13 protein-coding genes are annotated in these 16,425 nt (G+C 62.6%); 1 reads left to right on the top strand and 12 read right to left on the bottom strand.

Annotated elements, in window-relative coordinates; genetic code table 11:
* Window positions 1-95: 95 nt before the first annotated feature.
* The 7 genes from ACNJX8_RS14630 to ACNJX8_RS14600 form a co-directional block, all read right to left on the bottom strand.
* Entirely contained in the window at window positions 96-1,565 is a 1,470-nt protein-coding gene (locus tag ACNJX8_RS14630) for a flavin-containing monooxygenase (protein WP_128932735.1), read from the bottom strand.
* Between the two features lie 82 nt (window positions 1,566-1,647).
* Window positions 1,648-3,840 carry a hypothetical protein gene (locus ACNJX8_RS14625; protein WP_439361188.1) on the bottom strand — a complete coding sequence of 731 codons (2,193 nt, stop codon included), beginning with the start codon at window positions 3,838-3,840 and terminating at the stop codon, window positions 1,648-1,650.
* 28 nt (window positions 3,841-3,868) lie between these two features.
* Window positions 3,869-5,023 carry a cyclophane-forming radical SAM/SPASM peptide maturase GrrM/OscB gene (gene grrM, locus ACNJX8_RS14620; protein ID WP_439361187.1) on the bottom strand — a complete coding sequence of 385 codons (1,155 nt, stop codon included), beginning with the start codon at window positions 5,021-5,023 and terminating at the stop codon, window positions 3,869-3,871.
* A gap of 3 nt (window positions 5,024-5,026) precedes the next feature.
* Window positions 5,027-5,272, bottom strand: coding sequence for a hypothetical protein (locus ACNJX8_RS14615; RefSeq protein ID WP_128932732.1), 246 nt, complete (start codon window positions 5,270-5,272; stop codon window positions 5,027-5,029).
* A gap of 165 nt (window positions 5,273-5,437) precedes the next feature.
* On the bottom strand, window positions 5,438-6,859 hold the full coding sequence (ahcY, locus tag ACNJX8_RS14610; RefSeq protein WP_128938831.1) for an adenosylhomocysteinase: 1,422 nt from the start codon (window positions 6,857-6,859) through the stop codon (window positions 5,438-5,440).
* 129 nt (window positions 6,860-6,988) lie between these two features.
* On the bottom strand, window positions 6,989-8,185 hold the full coding sequence (gene metK, locus ACNJX8_RS14605) for a methionine adenosyltransferase (protein ID WP_128932730.1): 1,197 nt from the start codon (window positions 8,183-8,185) through the stop codon (window positions 6,989-6,991).
* A gap of 60 nt (window positions 8,186-8,245) precedes the next feature.
* A complete protein-coding gene (locus tag ACNJX8_RS14600) occupies window positions 8,246-9,601 on the bottom strand; it encodes a hypothetical protein (protein WP_128938832.1) in 1,356 nt (451 codons plus the stop codon).
* A 172-nt stretch (window positions 9,602-9,773) separates the two neighbouring features.
* On the opposite strand from ACNJX8_RS14600, the gene ACNJX8_RS14595 reads away from it, so the two are divergent.
* Window positions 9,774-11,492, top strand: a complete 1,719-nt coding sequence (locus ACNJX8_RS14595; protein ID WP_439361186.1) for a caspase family protein — start codon at window positions 9,774-9,776, stop codon at window positions 11,490-11,492.
* Between the two features lie 223 nt (window positions 11,493-11,715).
* Here the strand turns inward: ACNJX8_RS14595 and ACNJX8_RS14590 are convergent, their stop codons facing one another.
* From ACNJX8_RS14590 to ACNJX8_RS14570, 5 genes are all read right to left on the bottom strand, one after another.
* On the bottom strand, window positions 11,716-12,834 hold the full coding sequence (locus ACNJX8_RS14590; RefSeq protein WP_439361185.1) for a cobalamin-independent methionine synthase II family protein: 1,119 nt from the start codon (window positions 12,832-12,834) through the stop codon (window positions 11,716-11,718).
* Between the two features lie 70 nt (window positions 12,835-12,904).
* Entirely contained in the window at window positions 12,905-13,621 is a 717-nt protein-coding gene (locus ACNJX8_RS14585; protein WP_128938835.1) for an ABC transporter ATP-binding protein, read from the bottom strand.
* Window positions 13,614-14,369 carry an ABC transporter ATP-binding protein gene (locus ACNJX8_RS14580; protein WP_128938836.1) on the bottom strand — a complete coding sequence of 252 codons (756 nt, stop codon included), beginning with the start codon at window positions 14,367-14,369 and terminating at the stop codon, window positions 13,614-13,616. The genes ACNJX8_RS14585 and ACNJX8_RS14580 overlap by 8 nt, the downstream gene beginning before the upstream one ends.
* Complete coding sequence (locus tag ACNJX8_RS14575) at window positions 14,366-15,394, bottom strand: branched-chain amino acid ABC transporter permease (protein WP_439361184.1); 1,029 nt, start codon at window positions 15,392-15,394, stop codon at window positions 14,366-14,368. Before ACNJX8_RS14575 ends, ACNJX8_RS14580 begins: the two co-directional genes overlap by 4 nt.
* A gap of 8 nt (window positions 15,395-15,402) precedes the next feature.
* Window positions 15,403-16,272 (bottom strand): branched-chain amino acid ABC transporter permease, encoded by an 870-nt coding sequence (locus tag ACNJX8_RS14570; protein ID WP_370989860.1) that lies wholly within the window; start codon window positions 16,270-16,272, stop codon window positions 15,403-15,405.
* Window positions 16,273-16,425 lie beyond the last annotated feature (153 nt).

Genomic DNA, 16,425 nt, shown 5'->3' with positions numbered 1-16,425 from the left:
GCTGTCGGAAGTAAATTGCATGCAACGCAACAATACTACTTCAAGTCGCGGTTCGCCTCAAGCGGTCGACGGGTTCCTCCGGCAACATACGGAGATCAGGAATATTGCATCACGCCGTCGTCGATCCGGCCGAAGCGCAAGGAGACGATGTCGAGCGCGTAGTTCTGATAGAGGCGCCACGGCCGCTTCGAGCCCTGCTTCGGCATCTTGGCGATCGAGCGCTGCACATAACCCGAGGTGAAATCGAGCGAGGGCTGCGCGGTGATCGTGGCATCGTCATTGTGCGGCATGCACTGACGGAAATTATGCCGGTCCATGTAGTTGATGAGCCGGCAGACATATTCGCAGGTGAGATCGCATTTCAGCGTCCACGACGCGTTTGTGTAGCCGAAGGCTGACGCCATGTTCGGCACGTCGGCATACATCATGCCCTTGTAGGTCAGCGTGTTGGCGAAATCGACGGCGCGGCCATCGACGCTGATCTCGAGCCCGCCGACGACCTGGAGTACCAAGCCCGTCGCCGTCACGATGATGTCGGCCGCAAGCTCGCTGCCGTCCTTCAGGCGAATACCGTCGCGCGTAAACGTGTCGATCTCGCTCGTGACGACCGCGGCGCGCTGCTCGCGGATCGCCTTGAAGAGATCGCCGTCGGGAACGAGGCACAGCCGCTGGTCCCAGGGATTGTAGCGCGGCGTGAAATGGGTCGCGACGTCGTAGTCGGGGCCGAGTGCCATCTGCACGCCCCTAAGGATGAGATCCCTCACCTTCGCCGGCCGGCGCCGGCTGAGCTGGAAGAAGAACATTCCCCACATCACATTGCGCCAGCGGATCAGGTGATAAGCAAGCCTCGTCGGCAAATTGCGGCGCAGCTTGTTGGCGACGGGATCCTGAGCGGGGCGCGACACCACGTAGGTCGGCGAGCGCTGCAGCATGGTGACCTGCGCCGCTTTCTTGGCGAGCTCCGGCACCAGGGTCACTGCGGTCGCGCCCGAGCCGATCACCACGACGCGCTTGCCCGAATAGTCGATGTCCTCAGTCCATTTCTGCGGATGCACGATGCGGCCCTGGAAATCCGCCGTCCCCTTGAACTCCGGCGTGTAGCCCGCCTCGTATTTGTAATAGCCCGAGCACATGAACAGGAAATTGCAGGTGAAGCGCACGAGCTCGGGTGCGCCCTCGCCCGCGATGCGCTCGGCCTCCACGGTCCAACGCGCCTCCGGCGTCGACCACGATGCGCGCTTGACCCGATGACGGAAGCGGATGTGCTGCTCGATGCCGTTCTCGGCGGCCGTCTCGCGCACATAGTTCAGGATCTGCGGCCCGTCGGCGATCGCCTTCGGGTCGGTCCACGGCTTGAACGAATAGCCGAGCGTGAACATGTCGCTGTCGGAGCGGATGCCGGGATAGCGGAACAGGTCCCAGGTGCCGCCGATGCAATCGCGGCCCTCCAGGATGACGTAGCTCTTGCCCGGGCACTTCGTCTGCAAATGATAGCCCGCGCCGATGCCGGACAGGCCGGCACCGACGATGAGGACGTCGAAATGTTCGCTGTCACGCGCTCCCATAGATTGATTAGCGCTCGATCCGAGCAAAAATCAACCACCAAACCGATACACGTGACCTCCAGCACTCGTTCATGAACCGGAATCAAGCCACAGTTCGCAAGTGCGGCACGCTCGGCTGGATGCTCGGCTGCGCGCTCATATTATCCGCCAACCGGGCGCGGAACGTTGGATAGCGCAATGCTTCGAGCGGCGAAAGCTTCGCCAGGTCGTAAAGCGGGGTACGCAGCCAGGATTCCCTTTCCTGCCGCCCCTTCGGCACAAAGTCCGGCAGCTTCCTGAGGGACAATCCGTCCCACAGCTCCCGCCGCCGATATAACAGTGCAGAGACAGCAAAGACGCCAGCCATCACAGCCCACATCAGACTTGCGAGCAACGCGTTTGGCCATTGCAAATGAACTGCGTTCGAAAGGGTCTTATAGTTCTGAAAAGCTGCGAATGCGGGCTTCAGATTCGAGATCTGCATTTGTAGCCCATACAGATTGGACATGACCTCGCCCTTCTCTATGGTCGACAACAGCCCACCGAGCTCGCAACCTGGGTTGAAGAGCCGTCGCCCTCCACCCAGGTCGCCCATGGTATCGCACTCCGCCACGATCGTAGACAGCGCTTCAGGCTGATAGTTACCCGTCGCGATACTCGATCTCACATTCTGCAGCTCGGCTTCCAAATTTCGGATGGATGCCTGTGATACCGAAGTGCGGAACCAGCTGTCTTCGTCCCTCTTGTCCTGATTTACCTTGTCGATGTTGTTAAGGCTGATCAGCGCCGATTCGACGTATTGTAGCGGCGTGCTGCTGATGACTGTATAATCCGACGGCCAGTACAGCACGAATGCGAATACGAACGCGATGATCGAATAGCTGCCACCTGCATAAAGTGTTGTCCTGAACAGTTCGAATGGATTTCTACTACATCCCACAGTAGCGGCGACCGCCTCACCCGTCGGAGGTGAACTTGCAGCCCAGCGCATCAACAGTTGAAAAAGCAGGGTCGACGGAAGCGCCATACCGAACGCCATCAGGAGCATCGCATAGAACCGGCCGCTTCCGCCCTGGTGAACAGCAAATGTGACCAACACCGAGATGAGCGTGACGGCGATCGTGTTGATGATCGCGCAACGAATGACGACATCCGAACTGTACTTCCAGTCGCCGCTGGCTAGCCGCTTCTCCCGCCAGCGGGTAACGAAGAATGCAGTGAGCAGGAAGACGAAAAAGGCCAACGTGAGGTGCCATTTCTGCTGGGCCGACTCGTCATGGAACTGCATCGATCTGATTTTCAGCGCGATCAGGAAAACAGACGCCACGCCACCGAGATAGAACGCCAGATGAAAAATGAAAGTCGCAGGCGAACGTGGCGCCGGCGTGCTTACATTGAGTTTAAGCGACCTCAGCTTGGCATTGACGGCGGTTTCGTTCTCACAGGCGCGCCACAAGATCGATGCCAGGAACACTGCGAGCGCATTCTTGAACGCGTCGATCTTCCGCGCAGCATCTTCGCCGGGGTCACCACGATCAAGCTCCTTGGCCAGGGCATCACGTTGATCGCGAACGAACCCAAAAGCACGCTCGTTCTCCGGTTGCCTCATCACCGGCTTGAACTGATCGTCCCGATCTCGCAACAGCTCCAACCGCGAATAGAGAAACTTGGCGCGAAGCCAATTTTGCCTGGAGCCTTCCTGATTGTCTTCGATCAGAGCCTGCGTCGCCGGGGAGAATTCTCCTGCGGCGCGCAGCTCTTCGTCGGCCAGAGGAAAGCTACCGTCGAGCGCGACCGCGAGGTTCGTCACCGCATAAGGGATGTAGGCCGCCTCATGGGCGATGGATCGGAGCCAACCCTCCATCCGGCCGAGATATTTGTCGTCGTCGCGGCTCCCGATCAAAGTGATGATCGATGTCGCCGCAAGTGGCCAAACCGAATTGTCGATCTTGCCGTCGGAGCCGCCAGGAATGTAGGACAGAATTGGTGCAATCGCGGTCGGGCCAATCGCGAGCAAAATGAAGTAGAAGCCCAACATTAAGGCAACGTAGATTGCCAAACCCTTCATATATCTCGAATGCGAAGTCAACGATTCCGGCGCAAGCTCGATGAATTCGCCGATTGTCGTTTTAGCGTAGGTGGGAACCTTGTAATGATCGACCGAGAAAACAACGACCACAAGGACGCCGAACAGGAATGATGCAATCTGCGGACCCGTAATCTGCTGAATGATAGGAGGAAGATACTGCGTCCACATACAGAAGGTGGAGAGAACAGAAGCTGGGCATTCCGTCATCGTGACCTCCCATCGAAATAACTTCCGACTACGTCAGCGGCTCCGCAAAACATCTCGGATTGGAAATGAAACGATCCTCGGGTATTTGCCGCGCCCAATGGATCATCTTACGGAAAGCCTCCGCCGCGGGCTGCACGGAGAATCTGCAAAACTGCGTCTCGGCAGAATCGAGCCCCCCGTTTTCCTGCATCTTGTTGGATGGGGCGCCGCCGCCGCACACCGCGAAGTATCGGCACCGCGCGCGACACAGGTCCACGCCCTGCCGAATCTCTGCCTGAGTTCGGGCGACGAGGGCACTGGTGAAGATCCGATCGAAGTCGTCGATCAGAATATTCCCGAAATTGAAATTGCGATGCGCCTGTGAGCGCACCTCCATGAACTCCGGCGAGAACGTCGTCACATCGCCGTTTGCAGCGACGACCAGGACGTCCCAGGCGTCGATCTGCTCGTTGCGCAATTGCCCGCCGGCCAGAATCGAGGCGATCCGCTCGACTTCTTTGATGTGCAGCGGGAAGCCCTGGAGATAGGCGCGCTTCATCAGACCGAAAAGGAACCCGGTGATGGCATCGGTGTAGTCTCCGGCATCGAACGAACTCGTCGCATGACGTCCCTCGGACTCATCAATCGAAAACGATACGTGAGAGATGTCGTTATCGCGATAGAACTCGAAATATGCGTCGACTGCCTGAAGCGACAGCGGATGCAGGACCGTGACGACGTTGGGATGTATCCGCGCCTGTTGCAGCTCTCGCAATGCTTGCATCGCCAGAGCCCAGGTCCCCTTGCCGTTTCGCGTCTTCCTGCGCGCATCGTGAAACTCTCGCGGACCGTCGATCGAGAGTCCGATCTGCGTACCGGTCTCTCGGGCAAACTCGATCCAGTCCCGTCCGAGGCCAATCCCGTTTGATTGCAGCGAGAAGTTGGTCGCCCCTGGCGCCGTCTTCCGCAGCTCGGTGTAGGCGCTTCGATACCAAGCAATGGGCACTGTCGTCGGCTCGCCGGCATGCCAAATAATCGTCGGCGCGGCGTCGCGGGCGATCCTGGGAAAAATCTTGTCGCGGATCGCAGAGACGACCTTTGCACCCATCACGGTACGGTCGTCGCGGTGGCGCAGATAGCAATAGTCGCAGTCGATGTTACAGAACGGCGTTGGCTGAAGTACAATGAGAGCCGGGCGCCACATCGTTCAACACCTTCGCCAGACCCCGCTAAAACAATTGGCGAAATTGAACCACTGCGACAGCTGGATCCGCCGCGGACCCGAACCGCCTTCGTCTTGCTTCACATCGGCAGATGCCGCTTCAAGCGCACCTGCGAGGCTGCCGGATTGGAAGAACGCAGCAGGATCAGAGTCGATTGGAGTTGCAGCATTGGTGGGGTTGGCCGCCACCAGAACAAAAGCCAAAGGCCATGCGTCTCTGAAATACGCCATAGTACCCTCCAGCAATGAACGAAATCGCAATGCGAATATTCACTCCCAAAGATTGCAATAACACCGCAGCTATCGAACAGGATGTGATGCAGTTCACTAGATGGCAAAAACCGCGCCGGACAGCCTGTCCAGCGCGGCAAAAGTAGGACAAACGTCCTGACGCAATCAGTACCGATAATGATCCGACTTGTACGGGCCTTCCTGCTTCACGCCAATATAGTCGGCTTGGTCCTTGCGCAGTTCGGTGAGCTTGACGCCGATCTTGGCGAGGTGCAGGCGGGCGACCTTCTCGTCGAGGGTCTTGGGCAGCACGTAGACCTTCTTCTCGTACTTGCCGTTCTTGTTGTTGGCGAACAGCTCGATCTGCGCCAGCGTCTGGTTGGTGAAGGACGCCGACATCACGAAGGACGGATGGCCCATGGCGTTGCCGAGGTTCACGAGGCGGCCTTCCGACAGCATGATGATGCGGTGCTTGTCGGGGAATTCGATCTCGTCGACTTGCGGCTTGATGTTGGTCCACTTCAAATTGCGCAGAGCTGCGATCTGGATCTCGTTGTCGAAGTGGCCGATGTTGCAGACGATGGCGCGATCCTTCATCGCGCGCATGTGCTCGATGGTGATGATGTCCTTGTTGCCGGTCGCGGTGACGAAGATGTCGGCGCGGGGCGCGGCGTCTTCCATGGTCACGACCTCATAGCCTTCCATCGCGGCCTGGAGCGCGCAGATCGGATCGACTTCGGAGACCATGACGCGGCACCCGGCCTGGCGCAGCGAAGCGGCCGAGCCCTTGCCGACGTCGCCAAAGCCGGCGACCATCGCAACCTTGCCCGACAGCATCACGTCGGTGCCGCGGCGGATGCCGTCGACCAGCGATTCACGGCAGCCATAGAGGTTGTCGAACTTCGACTTGGTGACGCTGTCGTTGACGTTGATTGCCGGGAACAGGAGCGTGCCCTTGTTGGCCATCTCGTAGAGACGATGCACGCCTGTCGTCGTCTCTTCCGAGACGCCCTTGATGTTCTTGGCGATCTCGCCGAAGTAGCCCTTCGGCTTCTCCTTCAACAGGCGCTTGACCAGCGCGTAGAAGATCTCCTCTTCCTCCGAGCCCGGCTTGTCGAGGAAGGCAGTGTCGCCGTTCTCGGCACGGACACCGGCATGCACCAGCATGGTGGCATCGCCGCCGTCATCGAGGATCATGTTTGGCGTGCCGCCGCCATGCCAGTCGAACAGTTTTGCGGTGTAGTCCCAATATTCAGTCAGCGTCTCGCCCTTGACGGCGAAGACGGGAATGCCGGCGGCCGCGATCGCAGCCGCGGCGTGATCCTGCGTCGAATAGATGTTGCAGGAGACCCAGCGGATGTCGGCGCCGAGAGCGGCCAGCGTCTCGATCAGCACCGCGGTCTGGATCGTCATATGCAGCGAGCCGGCGATGCGCGCGCCCTTGAGCGGCTGCTTCGGGCCGTACTCCTCGCGGGTGGCCATCAGGCCGGGCATCTCGGTCTCGGCGAGCGAGATCTCCTTGCGGCCGAAATCGGCGAGCGAAATGTCCTTGACGATGTAATCGGTGAAGCCGGGCTTCGCGTTCATTGCGAGTATCCTGTTGTTGAACTCGTCATTCCGGGTCGCCCAAAAGAGGCGAACCCGGAATCTCGATGTGATGGATAAGGATCCCGGGTTCGCGCGTGTACCGCGCGCGCCCCGGGATGACGCGTAAAACTAGAGCGCGCGCTTGAGCGGCTCGACGAGGTCGGTCTTCTCCCAGGAGAAGCCGCCCTCATTGTCCGGCGTGCGGCCGAAATGGCCGTAGGCCGAGGTGCGCGCGTAGATCGGGCGGTTGAGGTCGAGATGCGTGCGGATGCCGCGTGGCGTGAGATCCATCGCCTTGGCGACGGCCTTCTCGAGCTGGTCCTCCGACACCTTACCGGTGCCGTGGGTGTCGATGTAGATCGACAGCGGCCGCGCGACGCCGATGGCGTAAGCCAGCTGGAGCGTGCAGCGATCGGCGAGACCGGCGGCAACGACGTTCTTGGCGACGTAGCGCGCGGCATAGGCCGCCGAACGGTCGACCTTGGTCGGATCCTTGCCGGAGAACGCGCCGCCACCATGCGGGGCCGCGCCGCCATAAGTGTCGACAATGATCTTGCGGCCGGTCAGGCCGGAGTCGCCGTCGGGGCCTCCGATGTAGAACTTGCCGGTCGGGTTGATGTGCCAGATCGTCTTCGGCGTGATCCAGTCCTTCGGCAGCGCCTCGCGCACATAGGGCTCGACGATGTCGCGCACCTGCTTGGAGGTGAGGTCCTCGATCAGATGCTGATGCGACACCACGATCTCGCGCACGCCGACCGGCTTGCCGTTCTCGTACTGCACGGTGACCTGGCTCTTGGAATCCGGGCCCAGCACCTTCTCGCGGCCGGAGTGGCGCGCTTCGGAGATGAGGCGGAGGATCTTGTGGGCGTAGAAGATCGGCGCCGGCATCAGATCAGGCGTCTCGTTGGTGGCGTAGCCGAACATGATGCCCTGGTCGCCCGCGCCTTCTTCCTTGACCTCGCCCGGCTGCAGCGCATCGACGCCCTGGGCGATGTCGGCCGACTGCGGATGCAGCAGGATCTCGACGTCGCAGGTCTTCCAGTGGAAGCCTTCCTGCTCGTAGCCGATGTCCTTGATCGCGCCGCGGACGACGCTTTCGATCTGCTCGTTGGTCACTGATTTCGGACCGCGGGTCTCACCAGCGATCACCACCTTGTTGGTGGTCGCCAGCGTCTCGCAGGCGGCGCGGATGGCCCAGGGATCGATGCCCGCCTTCGGCCCTTCACGATAGAACAGGTCGACGATCTCATCGGAGATCCGGTCACAGACCTTGTCCGGATGGCCTTCGGACACGGACTCGCTGGTGAAGAGATAGGATGCGCGCATCAGTAACCCCTTGTTCCGCCATTAGCCGGCGGGCGTTTGCGATGTTTACTTTTGATGATGTCAATCACGCCGACGCGAGATGACGTAGGATTCGTCGAGAAACCAGAGCCCATTGTACTTTCGCAGCACGTCCCTGGCGGCATCCAGAGTGCGGCCGTTTTGAGTCATTTCTGTCAACCGGTCGTCCTCAATCTGAGCGACATACACCGCCGCATTCCACGCTGCAAAGGCCGTCGAGGTACCGATGGTGCCGGTGACCTCGTTGGGCAGCGCTTCCATATCATACCTGAAGATCGAACGGTTATCCGCGTAAGCATTAAAATTTAAGTCGCGGCCCACCGATCCAAGTTCATACTTAACTGCACGCAGTAGCTCATGACGGCTGACTGAGAAAGGATTTTCTCCAGGCCAGATCGCCTGGATCATTTCCATGCCCGGATCCTGGCCGTGGGAGTGGATTCCGATCAGCCTGCCGCCAGGCCGGAGCGCCCGCGCCAAGGGTGCAATGATCCGCTTGGCCCGGAAATTGACCGAGGACAGCGCCCGGTAGGGCTGCGATGCGATGACGAGGTCGAAATTGGCCTCGGTCTGGCCCGGCCGCGGGATGGTCGAATCCAAGAGAAACCTGTGGTCCTCGCGATAGAGCACGAGGACGACGGGCCGCTCGTAGAGCGGCATGGCCGTGCGTGGGCTGATCGCGGCGCGCCAGTTCTGCTCCAAGAACGGCCGCAGTTCCGCGATCTGCTGCTCGAACTCGCCCGATGAAGCGCCGCGCAGCGGCACCTCATGCCAGACGGTGGCCGCCGCCGCCGCAGGCGATGCCGGCGTCAGCCAGGGCGCCTCCGCGTAGAACATGTTGGTGAAGACGAACACCGACGCCGGATGCTCGAAAATGCGATCCGGCACCTTCTCCAGCGTCAGGCGCAGGTCCTCGAGACTGAGCTCCTTACCGGCGACATAGAACGGCATGTTGGGAAAGCGCTGGTGCGTTGCGCGCAGCACCCGCGCCAGCACTGTGCCGTCGCCCACGCCCGCGTCGAACAGGCGTAGCGCCGGCGGGCGCGGATGGATGGAGCTTAGCTCCAAGGCGACCCTGTCTGCGATCACCCGCTTCTCGCTGCAGGTGTGGACGAACAGCAGGTATTTCTGGCGGTTCTCGAAGAAGCGGAAATTGCCGCGCGGGTCGCGCTTTTCTGGCGGCACCTGAAGTCCCCGTGGCGGCGGCACGCCGCCGGCCATCGATGCGGCCATATAGGCCTGGATCCGCTCGAGCGTGTCGATGGTGATGCGCTTTCCTTCGCGCAGGCGATGCACCAGCTTCCCATCGTTCACCGCGCGCCGACCGAAGGTCGATTCCGCCATGCCCGCCTTGCGGCAGAACTCGGTGATCTGGCTCAGGATTTCGTCGTTTTTCATCGGTGGGACGCGGTGGGCAGACGGATTGGGTGCTGCGTCCTAGCAAATTCTGCCCACTCAGGGAATAGCGGATTGAGGCGCCTCGATTGGCCGCGCGCCAGGGCGGGAACCAGTGAACCCCTGCGCCCCGCGGGGCAACAAACAAGCGCCTCTCCTCTCACGAGATATCGCCATGCGTCGCCTGCTCGTCGCGCTCTGCCTGCTCATCGTCGCGCCGTGGTCCGGCCCCGCCTTCGCCCAGGCCCGCAATCAGCTCGGCCCGCTCTGCACCACCGAGACCACGCCCGCGGACCAGATGGTCGACGCCTGCACTAGGATCATCGCGCTGAAAGTGTTCAGGGGCGAGCAGCTCGCAACGGTCTACTTCTGGCGTGCGGTCGGGTGGAACAAGAAGGGCGAGTACGCCAAGGTCATCACTGATGCCACGGAAGCGATCCGGCTCCAGCCGAGCCAGGCGGTCTACAACTTGCGGGGATCGGCCTATTACGACAAGGGCGAGTACGAGATCGCGATCGCGGATTTCGACGAGGCGCTGAAGCTCGGCCCGCCCAGCGGCATCATCTTCCACAATCGCGGCAATGCCTGGCGCGGCAAGCGCGACTATGCCAAGGCCATTGCCGATTACGACATGTCGATCAAGGCCGATCCGAAATCGGCGTTCTCGTTCCAGAACCGCGGCATCTCGAAAGAGGCGCTCGGCGATCTCGACGGCGCGCTCGCGGACATCAATCAGGCGATCCGGCTCGATCCGACGCTGCCGCAGCCGCTGATCAACCGCACCGCGATCTGGCGCGCCAAGGGTGATCTCGATCGCGCCATCGCCGATGGCAGCGAAGCGATCCGGCTCGCCAAGGAAAGGCCGCCGGTTAACATCATGACGCCGCCCAACAGCGTGCTGATCTCCGGCTACATCCATCGCGCGCTCGCCTATGAGGCCAAGGGCGACTATGCGCATGCGAAGGACGACTACAAGGCGACGCTGGCGATCGTGGCTTCGGACGCCGGCAGCAAGGCCAACCAGGCCACCGCGAAGGTGCGGCTGTCGCTGCTGACGGACGCGAGCGCGCCGATCCCGCGCGATGCGCCGTCACCGACGACGCAGCCGACGTCCACCCCCGCTCCGCAGCAGGCGGGGCCGGCGCCGACGCCCTCGCCCGCACCGGTCGCCCCCGGCAAGCGCATGGCGCTGGTGATTGGCAATGGCGCCTATGCACATGTCAAGGCGCTGCCCAATCCACCCAACGATGCGCGCGCCATCGCCAAGAGCCTGCGCGACATCGGCTTCACTGTGTCCGAGGGCATCGACCTCGACCGCGCCGCGATGCAGAAGGTGACGCGCGATTTCTTGCGCGAGGCAGCGCGGGCGCAGGTCGCGATGGTCTACTATGCCGGCCATGGTGTGCAGGTCGACGGCCGCAACTATCTCATTCCCGTCGACGTCGCGCTCAAGCCGGGCGCCAACATGACGGAGGCGATGATCGAGACTGATACGATCATGGCCGGCCTCGACGACCAGGTCCGCACCAACATCCTGATCTTCGACGCCTGCCGCAACAATCCGATGGCGCAGCAGGTCGCATCCGTCGGCGGCAATCGCGGCATCGACGGTGCCTCGGGCCTCGCAGCTCCAACGAACCTGGGCACCGGCGCGACGTTGGGAGCCGGCACGCTGATCGCCTACGCGACCGCGCCGGGCCAGGTCGCGCTCGACGGCGACGGCGCGAACTCGCCGTTCTCCGCCGCGTTGTCGCGCCACATCGGCACCCCCGGGCTGGAGGTGCAGCAGATGCTGACACGGGTCCGGGCCGAGGTGGTCTCGACCACGAAGAACAAGCAGGTGCCGTGGTCGAATTCGTCGCTGCTGGGCGAGGTCTATCTGGCAGAGAAGTGAGGGCGGGCGAGGCCGTGGTGCTGGCTATGACGCGAAGACCGCGCGTCAAGTTCGGTGTCGTCCCGGCGAAGGCCGGGACCCATAACCACCGAATGCAATTCGGCGAAGACTTGGCATTAGCAAGCTCGCGCTACAACGTGAACTCGGCGTATGGGTCCCGGCCTTCGCCGGGACGACACCGATAGAGTGGCGCGAGCTTTCCGCGCCAGCCCGGACATACCGCTTACTTGCCCCACACTTCCTTCGCGATCTCCACGGCAAGGCTGAGCTTGGCCCACTGCTCTTCCTCAGAGAGGATGTTGCCCTCTTCCGTCGAAGCGAAGCCGCATTGCGGCGACAGCGCGAGCTGCTCCAGCGGGGCGAACTTGGCGGCTTCCTCCAGGCGGCGCTTGATGTCGTCCTTCTTCTCGAGCTCGCCGAACTTCGAGGTGATGACGCCGACCACGACGACCTTGTTGCCCTTGGGCAGGAAGCGCAGCGGCTCGAAGCCGCCGGCGCGATCGCTGTCGTATTCGAGGAAATAGCCGTCGTAATTGGTGCCGGCGAGCAGAGTCTCGGCGACCGGCTCGTAGCCGCCCGAGGAGATCCAGGTCGAGCGGAAATTGCCGCGGCAGACGTGGGTCGTCACCACCATGTCGGCAGGCTTCTCCGCCAGCGCGTAGTTGATGATGCGGGCATAGATCTGCTGGAGGCCTTCGGGATTGTCGCCGCGCTCGCGCGCCTTCTGGAGTTCGTCCTGCGAGCAGAGATAGGCCCAGACGGTGTCGTCGAACTGGAGATAGCGGCAGCCCGCGTCGTAGAACGCCTTCACGGCCTTGCGATAGGTCTTGCCGAGGTCCTCGTAGAAGGCGTCGAGATCGGGATAGACGTCCTTGGAGATCGACTTGCGGCCGCCGCGGAAATGCAGCACCGCCGGCGACGGGATCGTCATCTTGGCGGTGACGTGGGCCTGATCGGCATACTTCTTCAGGAAGCGGAAGTGATCCAGCATCGGATGGTGGTCGGGGAAGTCGAGCTTGCCGATCACGCGCACTGCGTCGTGCCGCGTCTGCACGCCCGCGAACTGGATGCCGGTGTCGGGATGGAACAGCTCGCAGCCGGTGAGCTTGGCCAGGAAGTCGAAATGCCACCAGGAGCGACGGAATTCGCCGTCGGTCGCAAGCTTCAGCCCGATCGAGGCCTGCTTGTGCACGACCTTCTCGATCTCCATGTCCTCGATCTTGCGCAGATCGTCGGCCGAGATCTCGCCCTTCTCCAGACGGCTGCGGGCTTCCTTGATCTTGGCGGGACGCAGAAGGCTGCCGACCTCGTCGGCGCGGAAGGGGGCTTTGGTTCGCTGCATTGTTATCTCTCCCGAACTTTCAGTGGCGCAAGTTGTACTCCCTCTCCCCGCCTGCGGGGAGAGGCGAAGATCAGTGGGCGGCCGCTCCGGCGACGCCGAGGTGGCGCTCCAGAACGGATGGGTCGGCCTTCAGCGCGGCGCTCGGGGCGTCGTGGACGATCGTTCCGCGCTCCAATATCACAACGCGGTCGGCCAGCCCCAGAATCTTTTGGGCATTCTGCTCGACGATGATCGAGCAGATGCCGCCCGCCCGGGTGATGGTGCCGATCGCCTTGAGCAGCTCCTCGACGATGATGGGGGCGAGGCCCTCGGTCGGCTCGTCCAGCAGCAGGACTTTCGGATTGAGTGTCAGCGCGCGGCCGATCGCCAGCATCTGTTGCTCGCCACCGGAGAGCTGGTTGCCAAAATTGCTCCGCCGCTCCTTCAGCCGCGGGAACATCTCGTAGACCTTCTCGACCGTCCACGGGCCGGGCTGCGCCACCGCGGTCATGTTCTCCTCGACCGTCAGCGAGCGGAAGATGTTGCGCTCCTGCGGCACCCAGCCGATGCCGGCGCGCGCGCGCTGGTCAGGCCGGAGCGAGGTGACATCCGCGCCGGCAAGCGCGACCGAACCCGAGAAACGGCGGGTGACACCGACGATGGAATTGATCAGCGTGGTCTTGCCGGTGCCGTTGCGGCCGAGCAGCGCCAGCACCTGCCCCTCGGCGAGGCGCAGCGACATATTGGGCAGCACCACCGCTTCGCCGTAGCCGGCGCGAAGGGAGTCGATCGCGAGCAGGTCAGACATTGACCGCCTCCTCGCCGAGATAGACCGCCTTGACCTGCGGATCGCGCGCGACTTGTTCGGGCGGCCCCTCGGTGAGCAGCGCGCCCGAGACCAGCACCGAGATGCGGTCGGCAAAGGAGAAGACGAGGTCCATGTCGTGCTCGATGAGGAGCACGGTGACGTCGCGCGGCAGTGCGCTGACGACCGCGAGAATGTCATGGCGCTCGCTCTCCGGCACGCCGGCGGCGGGCTCGTCGAGCAGCAGCACGCGGGGCTTGGCCGCGATCGCCACCGCGATCTCGAGCAGACGCTGCTTGCCGTAAGGCAGCGTCACGGTCTGCTCGTTCATGACGTCGAGCAGGTGGAAGCGCGTCAGCAGATCGGCGACCTCACCGTTGACGTCGCCGCGCGTCCCCATCCGCCGCCACCAGTCGCCGCCATGGCCGAGGCGCTCGGAGACGGCAAGGCCGATGGTCTCGAGCGGGGTCAGGTCCGGGTAGAGCTGGTTGATCTGGAACGTGCGCGACAGGCCGCGCAGCACGCGCTTGTGCACGGGCAGATCCGTGATGTCCTGGCCTTCGAGCAGGATGCGGCCCGAGTTCGGCTTGAGAACGCCGGTGAGCTGGTTGATGACCGTGGTTTTGCCAGCGCCGTTCGGGCCGATCAGAGCATGGCGGGCGCCCTGCTCGATCTTCAAGGACAGGTCACGCGTAACGCGCAGGCCGCCGAACTGCTTTTCGAGATTCTTCGTTTCGAGCGCGATGGTCATGCGTCGCTCTCCGGCACGGCGACGACGGCCTTGCGTCCAGCCACCTGCCTGATGATCAGGTTCGGCACATAGAGCACCCAGCGATGCAGGCGCTGGCGGCCGACCAGCACGATCACGACGAGCACGAGGCCGATCCAGAACTGCCAGTATTGCGGGGTGATGGTGGAGAACAATTCCTGGAGCATGCGGAACACCACCGCGCCGATCAGCCCGCCATAGAGATAGCCGGTGCCGCCGATGACCAGCACCAGCATCAGATCGGCGGAGCGCTCGAACGCGAACACATCGAGCGAAGCGATCGCGGTTGTCTGGGTGAACAGCGCCCCCGCAATGCCGGCATAGAACGCCGCCAGCGTGTAGATCGCGATCAGGCGGCGAGTGACCGGGATGCCGATGGCGGCGGCCCGCAGCGGATTGTTCTTGATCGCACGCAGCGACAGGCCGAACGGCGAATGCACGACGCGGCGGGCGAGCAGGAAGAGGAGGAACAGCACGGCCAGCGAGTAGAAGAAGCCGGCTTTACCGAACATGTCGAACGGGATCTCGCCGAAGATCGGCTGCATCTCGATGCCTTGCAGGCCGTCGGTGCCACCGGTGATGTTGGAGAAGCGTTCGGCAAGCGCTTCCAGCAGCAGGGCGATGCCGAGCGTCACCATCAGCCGGGTCAGATCGACGCCGCGGATCACCAGGAAGCTGGTGGCAAAGCCGAGCACCATCGCGGCAAGGCCGGCAACGATCAGCGCCAGCACGGGCTCTTTGATGATGCCGTGCAGCGCAAGAAGTCCCGCCGCATAGGCGCCGACACCGAAGAAGGCGGCATGGCCGAGCGAGACGATGCCGGCATAACCGAGGATGAGATCGAGCGACATCGTGAACAGCGCCAGCCGCAGGATGTCGGTCATGATCAGATAGCGCGTGGGAAAGGCGAAGCCGCAGGCCAGCACGATGAGCCAGAAGGCGACTTCGCCATAGTGCCAGCGCGCCTGGCGCTGGGCGTGATGACCGACGTCGGAGGAAGCGCTCATCGGCAGACTCAACGCGTGGCCGTGCGGCCGAACAGGCCGTTCGGGCGCCAGATCAGGATCACGATCATCATGGTGTAGATCACGAAGGGGCCCATCTTCGGCACGTAATATTTTCCGGCGACGTCGCCGATGCCGAGCAGGAGCGAGGCCAGGAACGGCCCGGTGATCGAGGACGAACCGCCGACTGTGACCACGATCAGGAAGTAGATCATGAATTTCAGCGGAAAATACGGATCGAGGCCCAGGATCTCGGCGCTCAGCGCGCCGCCGAGGCCGGCGAGCCCGCAGCCAAAAGCGAACGTGAAGGCGAACACTTGCGGCACGTTGATGCCGAGGCCGCTCGCGGCGCGGGGATCATCGACGGCGGCGCGCAGGCGGCTGCCGAAGCGCGTCTTGGCCAGCACCATCTGCAGGCCGATGGTGAGCAGGCCGCAGATCACGATGATCATCAGCCGGTAGCGGCCGATGCCGACGCCGAACACGTCGAACTGGCCCTGGAGCGCGGCGGGCAAATTGATGAAGACGCGCGAAGAGCCCTGGATGTAATCGACCGCCGCCACCGACATGAAAGTCAGGCCGATCGTGAACAGCACCTGGTCGAGATGGCTGCGCGCATAGAGGTGGCGGTAGAGCGTGCGTTCGAGCGCAATGCCGATCGCGGCTGCGGAGACGAAGGCGAGCGGCAGCGCGGCGAAGAACGGCCAGCCCATCCGGTTGACCAGCACCATGCAGACATAGCCCCCGGCCATGGCGAAGGCGCCATGGGCGAGATTGACGAAGTTCATCAGGCCGAGCGTGACCGCGAGCCCGCAGGCGAGCACGAACAGCAGCATGCCGTAGGCAACGCCATCGAACAGGTTGGTGAGGATTGCGGTCATCGATGACAGGTCGTTGTCGAGAATATGAGGTCTAGCGGAGTAGGCTGCTGTGCTCCCTCTCCCGCTTGCGGGAGAGGGCTGGGGAGAGGGTATCTCCGTAACGAGACAATCCCCGTATTGAGAGAGCCCTCACCCGGCGCTTCGCGCCGACCT

The organism is Bradyrhizobium sp. SPXBL-04, assembly GCF_051853035.1.
Lineage (GTDB): Bacteria > Pseudomonadota > Alphaproteobacteria > Rhizobiales > Xanthobacteraceae > Bradyrhizobium > Bradyrhizobium zhanjiangense.
The sequence above is the reverse complement of the archived record's forward strand: the minus strand, read 5'-3'. Positions and strand labels throughout refer to the sequence as shown.

Bases quoted from the DNA above. Each gene is read 5' to 3' on its own strand.
- ACNJX8_RS14615 (WP_128932732.1), bottom strand. From the start codon at position 5,272: ATGGCGTATTTCAGAGACGCATGGCCTTTGGCTTTTGTTCTGGTGGCG.
- ACNJX8_RS14590 (WP_439361185.1), bottom strand. From the start codon at position 12,834: ATGCAGCGAACCAAAGCCCCCTTCCGCGCCGACGAGGTCGGCAGCCTT.
- metK (WP_128932730.1), bottom strand. From the start codon at position 8,185: ATGCGCGCATCCTATCTCTTCACCAGCGAGTCCGTGTCCGAAGGCCAT.
- ACNJX8_RS14600 (WP_128938832.1), bottom strand. From the start codon at position 9,601: ATGAAAAACGACGAAATCCTGAGCCAGATCACCGAGTTCTGCCGCAAG.
- ACNJX8_RS14630 (WP_128932735.1), bottom strand. From the start codon at position 1,565: ATGGGAGCGCGTGACAGCGAACATTTCGACGTCCTCATCGTCGGTGCC.
- ACNJX8_RS14625 (WP_439361188.1), bottom strand. From the start codon at position 3,840: ATGACGGAATGCCCAGCTTCTGTTCTCTCCACCTTCTGTATGTGGACG.
- ahcY (WP_128938831.1), bottom strand. From the start codon at position 6,859: ATGAACGCGAAGCCCGGCTTCACCGATTACATCGTCAAGGACATTTCG.
- ACNJX8_RS14595 (WP_439361186.1), top strand. From the start codon at position 9,774: ATGCGTCGCCTGCTCGTCGCGCTCTGCCTGCTCATCGTCGCGCCGTGG.
- ACNJX8_RS14575 (WP_439361184.1), bottom strand. From the start codon at position 15,394: ATGAGCGCTTCCTCCGACGTCGGTCATCACGCCCAGCGCCAGGCGCGC.
- ACNJX8_RS14570 (WP_370989860.1), bottom strand. From the start codon at position 16,272: ATGACCGCAATCCTCACCAACCTGTTCGATGGCGTTGCCTACGGCATG.
- grrM (WP_439361187.1), bottom strand. From the start codon at position 5,023: ATGTGGCGCCCGGCTCTCATTGTACTTCAGCCAACGCCGTTCTGTAAC.
- ACNJX8_RS14580 (WP_128938836.1), bottom strand. From the start codon at position 14,369: ATGACCATCGCGCTCGAAACGAAGAATCTCGAAAAGCAGTTCGGCGGC.
- ACNJX8_RS14585 (WP_128938835.1), bottom strand. From the start codon at position 13,621: ATGTCTGACCTGCTCGCGATCGACTCCCTTCGCGCCGGCTACGGCGAA.